The sequence below is a fragment of the Lactobacillus sp. PV037 genome (genome assembly GCF_014522345.1).
Classification (GTDB): domain Bacteria; phylum Bacillota; class Bacilli; order Lactobacillales; family Lactobacillaceae; genus Lactobacillus.
On sequence record NZ_CP041987.1, the window covers coordinates 1,436,507 to 1,449,296 of the forward strand.

Annotated in this window: 6 protein-coding genes; 3 read left to right on the forward strand and 3 right to left on the reverse strand. The window is 36.6% G+C overall.

Annotation, left to right across the window (positions count from 1 at the left end; all coding sequences use genetic code 11):
* Nucleotides 1-10 precede the first annotated feature (10 nt).
* Complete coding sequence (locus FP435_RS07670; protein WP_265483697.1) at nucleotides 11-6,400, reverse strand: Rib/alpha-like domain-containing protein; 6,390 nt, start codon at nucleotides 6,398-6,400, stop codon at nucleotides 11-13.
* A 644-nt stretch (nucleotides 6,401-7,044) separates the two neighbouring features.
* Complete coding sequence (locus FP435_RS07675) at nucleotides 7,045-8,478, reverse strand: amino acid permease (protein WP_265483698.1); 1,434 nt, start codon at nucleotides 8,476-8,478, stop codon at nucleotides 7,045-7,047.
* 236 nt (nucleotides 8,479-8,714) lie between these two features.
* Between FP435_RS07675 and FP435_RS07680 the strand changes: the two genes are divergently transcribed.
* The 3 genes from FP435_RS07680 (at nucleotide 8,715) to FP435_RS07690 (ending at nucleotide 11,770) form a co-directional block, all read left to right on the forward strand.
* On the forward strand, nucleotides 8,715-9,290 hold the full coding sequence (locus FP435_RS07680) for a GDSL-type esterase/lipase family protein (RefSeq protein WP_265483699.1): 576 nt from the start codon (nucleotides 8,715-8,717) through the stop codon (nucleotides 9,288-9,290).
* Nucleotides 9,291-9,394: 104 nt separating this feature from the next.
* Nucleotides 9,395-10,528: a serine hydrolase domain-containing protein gene (locus FP435_RS07685; protein ID WP_416202974.1), complete on the forward strand. Its 1,134-nt coding sequence runs from the start codon at nucleotides 9,395-9,397 to the stop codon at nucleotides 10,526-10,528.
* Nucleotides 10,529-10,633: 105 nt separating this feature from the next.
* A complete protein-coding gene (locus FP435_RS07690; RefSeq protein WP_265483700.1) occupies nucleotides 10,634-11,770 on the forward strand; it encodes a serine hydrolase domain-containing protein in 1,137 nt (378 codons plus the stop codon).
* 93 nt (nucleotides 11,771-11,863) lie between these two features.
* Here the strand turns inward: FP435_RS07690 and FP435_RS07695 are convergent, their stop codons facing one another.
* Nucleotides 11,864-12,739, reverse strand: coding sequence for an alpha/beta hydrolase (locus tag FP435_RS07695; protein ID WP_265483701.1), 876 nt, complete (start codon nucleotides 12,737-12,739; stop codon nucleotides 11,864-11,866).
* Between the last annotated feature and the right edge of the window lie 51 nt (nucleotides 12,740-12,790).

Below are 12,790 nucleotides of genomic sequence, written 5' to 3' on the forward strand. Positions count from 1 at the left end.
GAAAGGAATATTAATTTCTACGTTTCTTTTCAACAGCTAAGCCAAGAATTGCACCTACACTAGCAATCATAAGTCCAAGCATTGCTGCTGCACCGTCATTAGCACCGGTTTGTGGTAAAGTCTTAGAACGTGAGTCCATGTATGACTTACCTGAGTTGTTACCATTAGTGTTACCGTTACCGTTGTTACCAGTTGAGATACCTTCGTGAGTACCCTTAACACCTGCTACAACTTCACTACCATTGCTGTTGCCGTTGTTATCGCCGTTTTCGTTACCTTGGCCGTGAACACCAGCAATGTCATCGCGGTCAGACTTAGGAGCAACTACAACAGTTACAGGAACATCAACAGTTTCACCGTTAGGGAAGATTACACGGATAGTACCTTCGTGCTTACCAGGTGTCTTAACATCTGGTTTCTTTTCCCATTCGTACTTAGTACCTGATGGCATATCATCCTTGTTCTTGATACCTTCTGAAGGGTTTGGAAGTACACCTTGTGGAGTGTGGATGTCTTGTCCTTCTGGAGTTGGGTTATCTACAGTTACAGTTACTGGTACTTCAACAGTCTTACCATTTGGAAGAGTTACGATAACTACTGCTGGGTGGTTACCTGGAGTTGATACATCTGGAGTATCTTTCCAAGTGTACTTAGTACCTGATGGTAAATCAGTTCTATTCTTAATACCGTCTTCTGGATTTGGTACCACACCTTGTGGAGTGTGAATATCTTGTCCTTCTGGAGCAGTTACAACAACCTTAACTGGAACTTCATCTTGTGAACCATCTGGGTAAGTTACGATGATAGTTGCATCGTGTGAACCTGGAGTGTTTACATCTGGAGTGTCCTTCCAAGTGTAAGTAGTACCACCTGGTAATTCAGTCTTGTTCTTGATACCATCTGCTGCATTTGGAACAGTACCAATTACAGTAGGTACATCTTGTCCTTGTGGAGTGTATTGATCAGCATCAGTTGGAGTTACAACTGGAGTTGATGGAGTAGTTACAGTTACAGTTACTGGTACTTCTTCAGTCTTACCATCTGGGTAAGTTACTACAACTACTGCTGGATGTTCACCAATAGTATTTACATCTGGAGTATCCTTCCAAGTGTACTTAGTACCTTCTGGCATATCTTGTGGGTTCTTAATACCTTGTTCTGGGTTTGGAACTACACCTTGTGGAGTGTTGATGTTTTGACCTTCTGGAGCTGGAACGTTAACAGTTACAGGAACTTCATCTTGTGAACCATCTGGGTAAGTTACAACAACTACTGCTGGGTGGCTACCTGAAGTAGTTACATCTGGAGTCTTCTTCCAGCTGTACTTAGTACCTGTTGGTAAATCAGTCTTGTTCTTAATACCATCTTCTGCAGGAGGAACTACACCTTGTTTAGTGTTTACAGGTTGTCCTTCTGGAGTGTACTTAGCAGCATCTGAACCAGCCTTAACGTAAGTAATAGTTACAGTTGAGTTTGGAGTTTCAGCAGTAACACCAGTTACTTCTGGAACTTCTTTAGATTCAACACCGTTAACTTGTGATACGTAACCATCGTGTTGAGGTACAACAACCTTAGTAAAGGTACCAGTCTTATCATTAGTTAACTTGTTAGTAGTAGTGTCGTAAATAGTGTAACCACTGTAAGTAGTGTTACCTTGGTTATCAACAGTCTTAGATCTACCGAATACTACCTTTTGTACACTTGTAGCTTCAGTCTTAGAACCATCTGAATTTGTGGTTTCAGTTACGATAGTTCTAGTTACAGTCTTGAACAAGTCTGAGTAAGCAGGATCATCTGGGTTAGTGATACCTGGGTCACCTGGTTTTTCAGTACCAGTAACGATTAATGGAGTATCAACAACTTGAGTCTTGCCATCTGGGTAAGTTACAGTGATTGAAACAGTAGTCTTACCAATCTTGTTAACATCTGGTTCACCGTTAGTCCACGTGTACTTAGTATCAGGATCTAAATCACCCTTGTTACCAATACCTTGTGATGGGTTTGGCATTACACCCTTAGGAGTAACAATTGGAGTACCAGTTGCGTTTTCTGAGTAAGTCTTACCTGGTTGATCAACGATAACCTTAACTGGAACTTCATCCTTAGAACCATCTGGGTAAGTTACAACAACAGTTGCTGGCTTAGTTCCTGGAGTCTTGGTATCTGGTTCGCCATCTTTCCAAGTGTACTTAGTACCTGTTGGAAGTGATGGAATGTTTGCAATACCTTGTGATGCTTCTGGGTGTCCACCAACCTTAGTATGAACATCTTGGCCTTGTGGAGTGTACTTGTCAGCATCAGTCTTAGGATTTACAACGTTAAGTGAACCTGCTGGTAATTCAACGTCTAAGTAAGTTGGTTGACCATTCTTATCCTTGTCTTGGAAAGTGATACGTACAGTACCCTTAGTATCGCCAGCCTTAAGGTCGTTTGCCCAAGTGTATGATACAGGCTTGTTAGCAGTTAACTTGTCTAAGTTAGTAGTATTAATTAATGCTAATTCAGCATCAGTTAACTTGTCACCTGCTTTAGCTGGAGCTACTTCAGCCTTCTTAGAAGCGGCATCAGCAACTGGAGCAGCACCTTGCATTTCGATAGCTGGACCATACCAACCACCTGATAAAGTTAATGAGTGTTCAGGAGTTGCAAATAAGTTAGTACCAGTTTCTTTGATTAATTCACTGTTTTGACCAAATGTAAGTTTAATTGATGGATTCTTAGATGCATCAGCACTTAATTCAGTAACACCTGGAAGTGGAGCTTCCATAGAAGCCTTGTCTACGTTAGTATTGATTGGAATAATCCATTCAGCTTTAACATCGCTGTAGTTAGTAATCTTGTGACCAGCTACATCTTTACCATTACGTACATCGTTGTTGTTCCACCAAATAATGCTATCAACAGTTGACATTGGATCTGGATACATGCTGTTAGCAGTAGTTTCGTGAAGGTTCTTTAATGATTGGGTAACAGTTACAGTGTAATCAGTACCGATGAAGGTGTTAGGACCTACAGCGATTGGTGCATCAACAGTTTCGCTTGAACCATCTGGGTAAGTTACTGTTACTGGTACAAATACAGGACCTGCTGGAGTGTTTGAACTAGTAGTTACAGTTACGTTACCAGTGTTTGGATCTACCTTAGCAGTTACGCCTTCTGGTAATTTAGTTCCTTCTGGAATCTTGTAAGTAGTTCCTTTTGGAGCCTTAGCAGTCTTACCATCTGCGTCAGTGTAAGTTGGGACACCAGTTTCAACGCTTTCACCTTGTTTTACATTTACAGGCTTGTATGATGGTTGGTATTCGTTAGCATCAGATGGAACAACGTTTACCTTAGCAGTAGTAGTATCTGCAGAACCATCTGGATAACTTACAACAACTGGAATTTCTAAGTTAATAGGTTTTGCATCAGGAGTAGTTTCAACAGAAAGTTTACCAGTAGTATTGTTTACTTCAACCTTAATTCCAGCTGGAATATCGTTTAAGTAAGTTTGATCAATAGCATACTTAGTTCCTTCTGGAGCAGCATCTACAGTCTTGCCATCCTTAGTAATAGTTACAGGAACTTGAACACTCTTACCAATAGTTACAGTAGTATCCTTGTAACTTGGTTGGTAAACATTTCCGTAAGGAGCAGTAATATTTAATGGAATATTAACAAAGTCAACAGAACCATCTTTGTAGGTAACTTTTGCCCAAGCTGATTTATCAGTTGTCTTTAATTGACCAGTTGGGTTTTGAGGTTGTGCTTCTGGCTTACCTTCAGCATCAACCATTTCCTTGTCCCATTCTGCAGCATCTTTAGCTGAGTCGTACCAAGTTACGCTTGAAACAAGGTCTTGCCAGTTAGCCACTGGAGTTGAACCCATTACTTGCTTACCGTTTTCGTCAGTAGTTACCTTAGCTTCTAAAAGATCTTTGATACCCTTATTAGGATCTAAGTTCTTCAAGCTTTGTTGGGTAGTACCATCGATAGTTTGAACTTCTGGATCGTATAAGTCTTTGTCTGATGACTTAACTGGAGAATCCTTTTCAAGAAGCTTGCTACCCATTGCGATACGTTGTGGAGTCCACCAGCTAAAGTTGTTTAAGAAGCTGTTTAAGTATTGGCTGTTAGCACCAGCAGTAATAGTACCTTGGTTAGTGTTTTCGTTAGCCTTTTGTGAACCGTTGTATTGACCAGCACCTTGAGTTGCACCCATCACAACTGAACCGTTTGAAGTTAAGTATGATGAAGCAGCCTTTTGAATTGGAGCAAGTGCTTGTGGGTTAAAGCCGATTGGAGCAAATCCGTCAGCACTCATTGATACACGACCACGTGATTGTGAGTTGGTAATCATCCAAGTGTAGTCAGGGTTGTCACTTAAGTTAGCTCTGTTCCATTGAGCAACTGGAGTGTTAGTAATAGTATCTTGTTGTTTTTGACGTTGGTTGAAGATGAATGAACCACCAATTTCTGGAAGAGTTGGGTTCAAACGTTGTAAGTTTACGTATTCAGGGTTGTTGAAGTTTACGTAACCTGCTAAGTTTTCACCAGCTGGTCCACCGACCCAACCTGGCATAAAGATCATACCAAGAGCAGTTTGTTGTTCGTGATCTTGTAAGTCTAAGGTAGCACCTTCGTTAACATCAATTCTTAAAGTAGTGTTACCAGATGAAGCACCAGTACCCATAGTAATCATTGGGTTAGCACCCTTATCAGTGGTGTTACGTACAATCTTAATTGAACCGTTGTCTTCAATACGGTTATCACTAGTAATTATGGCTGCAGCACCTGGAATACCAGTACCGATTGAAAGAACACCAAATTGGGTACCATTAAAGTTAGCCATTGCTAAATGTCCAAGACCGCCTTCGTAAGCACTCATCTTAGTAGTGATGTCTAAGTTACCAGTCTTACCAGTAATTAAGTTACCTGAGTAAACAGCGATTGAGTGACCGTCAGCTAAGTCCATGTTAACGTTACCGTCGATGTTAACACTACCACCAACTAATTGAGCACCAGTACCTAAAGCAACGATACCCTTAACATCCTTACCACCTTTGATGTTTAAAGTTGCGCCTTCTTTAACGTCTAATGGAGACTTAGTAAATTGACCAGTAGCTTTGTCTTTTACATAGTCACCGTTAGCACGAACTGCAGCACCACCGTATTGTAAGTTGTAGCTGCTAGTTTGTGGCATATTAACAGTAGTAGTACCATCTTCAACTCCAATGTAACCTGCTGAAATAGCATCACCATCATCACCTGGGGTTGCACCACCAGTGTAGGCTTTACTAGTTAAGTTGTTGTTACCCTTTAATACTAAAGTGTATTTTTCGTAACCAGTGTTTGCAGCAGCTGCTGAGTTAGTAGTCATACCAGTAATTACTGGACGACCGTTAACTTCTGCAGTTACGTTCTTGAAAGTAATGGTATCAAGAGCTTGTTTGTCTGCACTAACACGGGTAAGTGAAATTGGTGAATATGAAGAGTAATCAGTTTGAGACTTAGCTGCCTTTAATTCATCAGCCTTAATAGTTACATCTTCAAAAGTCATATCCCAAGCTGCGTGGTTATCACCTTGGTTTTTATCAACAAGGTTTAAGTTTTGATTAGTAAAGTCAATGGTGTTGTTATTACCACTAATAGTAACTTTACGAGCAATATCTTTACCATCGAGATCTTGAGAACCAGCATATAATACTTTTTGTTCTAAACCTAACGCACTTCTGTGAATAGCAGTACCGTTTACCTGACCAGTAACAGTAATATCTTTAGTAATGTTGATGTGATCAACATTTGCGTCGCTCAATGCGCTGATGAAGCCAGCCCAGTCTTGAACATCTTGTGAGTTCTTGTAAACTGGAGCATCTGGATCAGCAGGTTGAGTAGTATCTAACATTGCGTAAGTACCTTGGGCGTTCTTACCAATTACAGCACCCTTAGCAGCTAATGACTTAAGTTCTTCACTTTCAGCTGCTGATGAACTTGCGTTTGAAGTTGCTACTTTAGCATCAGATTTTACTGCAGCACTTGAGGCTGGAGCTTCTGACTTAACTGCTGATGATGAAGTTGCTTCACTCTTAACAGCTGCACTTGCTACTGATGAGCTTGCGCTTGAAGCAGCTGAACTTGCTTTTTCAGTTGTTGCTGAACTTGCTGCGCTTGAAGCTGGAGCTTCTGACTTAACTGCTGCTGAACTAGCAACATTTTCATCCTTATTAGCATTAGCTGCAACTTTTTCAGTTGCTGGAGCATTATCAGTAGTTGCTGCGTGAGCTTGTTGACTACCGATTCCTGTTAAGAAGAAACCGATTAATACTGAAGCAGCACCTACAGAAAACTTACGAATAGAGAAACGTTCTTTCTTTGCTTCCATCTTGCGTAAGCGTTCTTTATAATTCTTTTTAGATAACATCTAAAATAAACTTCCTTTCTTCATCTTTCTCTTACATCCAAGAGACTTAAAAGTTATATCAATTTCATTACGGTTCTTACTTTAAACCTTTTTTTATTTTTTTCAAGTATTTCGATTGTTATTTAAAATATTTTGTTCAAAATGTTTTTTATTTTTTAAGTTATTTTTACCCTTATTATTCTTTGGTATCAACGATTTACAGCGTTTTATATAAATTATTTTATTTTTTGATTTTTTGTATTTTTATTCTGATTTTACCGATTTGTTGTTATTTTATACCTATATAAAATAAAAATATATAATAAAAAACACTATTTTATTAAATGACATTTTAATTTTAATTTTTAAGTAATTTAATTTCCACTATATAAATATATATGTCTTAGTATAATAAGACCGCTAATTACTTATTTTAACTGCTATTTTCTTTTCAATATAGATCCTTTATTCTCATTTTATTTTTAAAATAACACTCTATATTAAAAAACACTTATTTTCTATACGAATTTGAGATTTTTTTGTTTAGGCATTATTTTTTTGCTGTTTTTTACTTATTTTCTATGTATTACCGATACTTATACATAAAAATAGTGATTAGAATTACTTTCTAATCACTCTTTTCTTTCTTCTGTTATCTTTTCTAACTAATATTTATCACGATAATGATAAATTACTAACGGTAAAATTGTTACCACAATACAAATTCCAACCATTATTCCAATATAGAGCATTCTTAAGTTAGCTGGTGTCCCATCTGCTGGAATAAAACTAACAAAGAAAGCAATAATGGTAATAATCAAAGCTACAATTGAAACAACAATGCTCCAAATACGATTCTTACTCATATAATAGCTACGAGGTAAATCATCATGTTTAATCTTTAAGTTCATGTAAGCAATCAACATTAAAATATAAACAATCAAATATTGTGCAGTAGTTGAGGCCATTGAAACATTAAAGGCAAAATCACTATTACTTCCACTTGAAAAAGTTAAAATTACTGCTGAAACTGTGACAATTAATGATTGTAGGATAATTAAGCGCATTGGGACATCCCTCTTAGTAGATTGCGCAAAATACTTAGGCATATAACCTTCATTAGCTGCCACAAACATCCCTTGACTAGGTCCAGACAACCAATTACCAAGTTCTCCAACAATTCCTAATGCTAGAAGCACACCAATAATCTTTTGAATTAAGTCCCCTGGTAAGCCAATTGAATCAATAATCTTACCAAATGCATAAACAAAGCCTGTACTATTTGTAATTTGATCTTTAGGTACAGCCATTCCAATTGCTAAACTACCTAGTAAGTCAAAACACATTGCTGTTAAAGCTAAGCCCCACATTACCTTTGAGTAAACTTTTGGATGACGTAAATGTTGCACGTGTGGTGCACTCGCTTCGCCCCCACAAAAAGCTAATATAAATGGAACAAATGCTACTAAAGTTGCTCCTGAAAGATCATGAGGGATCATATTACTTAAAGAAAGGTGGAAATAAATTGGTCTTCCTTGAATTAAGTAAATAATGAAAGCAATGATTAATAAAACAACTGGCAGGGCAATTCCTACTCCAAATAACCATTCTGCAATCCGGCCAATTTTTTTAACACCTACATATTCTACTAAAGTAATACTCCATAAGATAATCATCATTAATACAAAACGAATCCATGGGGTAGTATTAAAGGCTGGAACATTTAAAGTAATTGACATTGCCCCAATAATGACATACATCATCATATTCATTCCAATTGTAATGTGAATCCATTGGTAAAAGAGGGTAACCCAACCGGTTTTTTCTCCTAAGGTTCCCTTTACCCAGGTAAAAATTCCTCCCTTTTCCCAACCTTTAACAGAGGCCATTTCTCCTGCCATCTGAGTAATGGGGATAAACCATAAAATTCCTGCTAACAGAATATAGAACAAAGCTGTTGGACCTGTTTTACCAAAGGGTGCTAGTTCATTAACTGAAATAACCATGGAAGATGTCATGGCAAAGAGTTTCAGTCCTGTCAGCCGATTATATTTCTGATCTTCTTCTAACTTAATCTGTGTCTCGCTACTGTCGTTCACGATGATTTCCTCCTAAAATTATCTTAACGTTGTCTAATTATACACTACTTTAAGAGCTATTTTACAAATTGGTCTAATTTTTTTAAAAAAATAATTGCCTTTATAGCAATAATTAAGAAGATATTTTTGATTATTAGTTAAAATTGGTCTTTTCCAATTTGCTTTATTACTTGTTAGCTTCTATGATGATAGTGACCAAAAATTAAGACCTAGCAAAATCTGAAAGGAATAACATCTTGAAAATACTTTTAACTGGCGACAGTATCTTGGCGCGCCATGAAGAATTTGACGAACCTGCAATCAACCATTTTTTATCTCAAAAGTTTCCCCAGGCTAAGCTAATTAATACCGCTTACCCTGGTCTAAATAGTGGGGGACTTTGCGTGAGTGCTAATAAACGAATTCTACAACCAGAAAAATGCGATTATTTAGTCATTTTAATTGGCACCAATGATTTAGCAACTCATAAACAAGTTCCCCTTGAGCAATTTAAGGCTAATCTCCAGTTTTTAGTCTCCAGTATTATCTGGCGTTACTCTCCTAAGCGAGTCATTTTTGTCTCACCACCTGCTGTTGATGAAACCAAGCAAGAAGTTCGTTCAAATACATTAGTTGAAAAATATAGTCAAGTAATAATAGAAGTGTGTGACCAATATCAGTTAACTCATATTGATTTATTTAAAGCAATGCTTGAACATGGCAACTTACCAGAGTTATGCCACGGCTTAAAAAATGATGGTTTGCACTTTGGAGAAGCTGGCTATTTATTACTCAGCGACCTTTTAGCTACTGCGATTGAAAAAACTTTGTAACAGAAAAACTATTTTTTTGTAAAGGAAAACATATCCTTTTCAGCACAGGGACTAGTATAATAGGTTTTGTATAGTGAAAACTTATATCTTATAAGTGGAAGGATATGTTCAAAATTTTATATAAAAAGATAATTACTCTGGCTGCTTCAATTGGATTAGCTACTACTCCACTAGCTGCCAGTTTTACTAATGCTCAAACTGTTCACGCTGCTAGCAAAACCTCAATGCGTACCTATGTTAGAAATGTGATGCAAAAATATCACGTTCGTGGAGATATTTTGGTTGTTAAAAATGGTAAAACACAAAATATTACCTATGGTTATGGTTACTGGGGCCATCGGATAAACAATAATAACGCTCAACTTGTTTATCCTTCTGCCTCCCTTCAAAAAGTCATTACTGCTGCCATGGTTATGCAATTAATGGAAGAAAAAAAGAATACCAGCCAACAATTTGACCAAAACACACCTGTTTCACGTTGGTATCCTCAACTTAAAAATTCCACTAAAATCACTGTTGGCAACCTCCTAACTCATACTTCCGGAATTGATGTAGCTAACACTGAAACTAACCGTGGAGTCAATTATTCTGAAGAAGATGCAGTTAACTGGGTAATTAACCAAGCTAATGCAGCTTCTTTAAAAGAACCTAACAAAGAATTTCTCTATAATAATGCTAACTACATTCTTCTAGCTGGCCTTATTTCTAAAATAACAGGCAAGTCTTATGCAACTAACCTCAATGAACGAATCAGTAATAAGCTTGGCTTAAGTAGAACTTTTGTTGCTTCACAAGTACCTACCAGCAAAATTAAAGCAGTCTCTTATAATTGGAATAAACATAATTACCAAAATGGTATTACAATGAAAAACACTGTTGCTTCCCAAATTGTAGGAGCTGGTAACCTCTATACAACTCCAAGCGAATATTACAAGATTCAAGTTGGTTTAACCAATGGGCAGATTCTTACCCAGACCCAATTCTATAATATGACTCACTTAAGTAGTCGCAAAGGTTCCTACTCCGGCGGACTCTACATTAAGCAAAACGACAAGCTTAAATTAGCCTATGGTGATATTAAAAATACTCACTTTGGAACTTGGGTCCAACTAAGCAATGACAATAAAAATGGAATTGTCATGTTTTTAAATCAGACTAATAATAATAAAAATACCGAAAAAGCTGTTGGTTATCAGGTCTTGAATCATATTAAGAAAAATTACTTTAGTAAAAAATAATCTTTAAATTTCTGTTACGATTAACTATTTCGCTAAAATTAAGCATACAATGTTAATTGAGTTTAATTTAGAAGTAAATAAGTAAATATTGAAGGGATATTAACAGTGAAAAAGAAGTTTATGGCTTTATCTGCAGCCCTTGCCCTCGGTCTTAGTCCTGCAGCTACTTTATTTAACAGCAAAACAAGCCAACCAGTTCAAGCAGCAAGCTATGATCAATCAGAAATGAGAACTTTTGTAAGATCCACTATGGCTAAGTATAAGGTTCGTGGTAGTGTCTTAGTAGTTAAAGATGGAATTGCCCAACCTATTAATTATGGTTATGCTTGGTACGGCAAGCGTTATGGTAATGGACGCTCAAATATTGTTTACCCTACCGCTTCCTTACAAAAGGTCATCACTGGGGCAATGATCGTTCAGTTAATCAACGAAAAAAATAATACTAGTCAAAGTTTTTCTCAATACACTAAGATTTCTCGTTGGTACCCTAACTTAAAGAATGCTGACAAGATTAGTGTAGGACAGCTTTTAACCCACACTTCTGGAATTGTGGCCACAGGAACTGAATATAATCGTGGCATTAATTATTCAGAACAAGGTGCTATTGATTGGATAATCGACAAGATTAATACTACTCCTGAAAATGAACCAGGTGGTTACTACTATAACAATGCCAACTACATGCTTTTGGCAGGAATTATTCGTAAAGAAACTAACCAATCATATCAAAGTAATTTCAATTCCAGAATTATAAATCGTTTAGGCTTAACTAATACCTACCTTTATGAAGATATTCCTAGTTGGAAGACAGATGCTATTTCTTACATCTGGCAAAATAAAAACTATCAAGATGCCGACTACATTAAGAGTACCGTTGCCTCTCAAATTGTAGGAGCTGGGAATTTATTTACGACACCTCTCGAATACTACCGCATCTTACAAGGGATGATGAATGGACAAATTTTAAGTAGTAGTGATTTCCATTACTTAACTCACCTTGCATCAATGAGTAAAGATCGCGATTATTCTGGTGGTCTCTATCTCTACAACAATGGTAATTTAAAGACTGCCTTTGGTAGTATCTACGGGGTTCACTTTAATAGTTGGGTTCAATTAACTTATGATAACCAAAACGGAATTATTATGTTCTTAAACCAAACTTACAATGGTAAAGATAATAGTAAAGCTGCTGGTTATGAAATTTTGAATCACATTAAAGCTAATACTTTCGTTAACAAGTAATAACAGAATCTAAAATTCTTAAATCACAAATAGCCAATATTCTTGGTTTTCTAAAACCTTGATATATTGGCTATTTCTTTTTACTTATTTAATTTAATCCCACAAAAAATTGGTAATCCTTGTTGTTACTTGCGAATTATAAGTTAGACGTCCATGATCTGCGTTAGGGCCATAATATTTTTGTAATTGATAATTTGGATCACTACCAACTAAATATTTTAATGATTCAGAAGATACATTTGAAACTAACCCATCTGAATTATCTGCTTTATTGCCAACAATATTTAATACAGGAAGTTGGGTTTGGCTATATAATTTACGTAACTGCAAAAGTTGTTTGTAAGTTGAATTCATTTTGTTTGGCTTACCGGCTTCATTCAACCTTAAATTCTTGGGTTCAGCCATATCTTCTGTTGCTCCCGGAAGGTTAACACCATCAAATAGTCCTGCAATTGCTACTTGTTTGTTCAAAGTAGGTAATTTTTCTCGTTGACTGGCAAGTAAATAATACATGACTGACATATTTCCTAAAGAGTGAGCGACCATATTTACTTTTTTAATACTATATTGTTGTTTAAGTGCCTTTACAACATTTACCGCATACATCCCTGCCTTAGGGAGATTGAATTGAATATTATTTTCATAATTAACCTCCACAATTGGATTAATTGCATTTTGCTTCAAGGTGCCAACAAAAGTCACCTTACCATCTGGATCAACATTGGCCCGAATTACATTATTCGTAAAACCTAAGCGTTGAGCTTTTTTTACTAAACTTTCTTCTGCATGATAATTGCTCATTGCACCATGAAAAATAAGTGTGGGCGTTGATTTTACTTGATATTTTTTAGAAAAATGTACTTTTGCTACTTGAGTTTCAGGATTTTTAGCAGCTTGTGGTTTAGCTTTACTGCAAGCTGCTAATCCTAAAACCAGAAACAATACTAAGATTAAAGATATTTTTTTCACTATTCTCTTCCTCAATGTTAGCCTTTTTTCAGATAATACCACTATTTTTTT

Excerpts from the sequence above, each read along its gene's own strand:
- FP435_RS07670 (WP_265483697.1), bottom strand. The coding sequence starts at position 6,400 with ATGTTATCTAAAAAGAATTATAAAGAACGCTTACGCAAGATGGAAGCA.
- FP435_RS07685 (WP_416202974.1), top strand. The coding sequence starts at position 9,395 with ATGTTCAAAATTTTATATAAAAAGATAATTACTCTGGCTGCTTCAATT.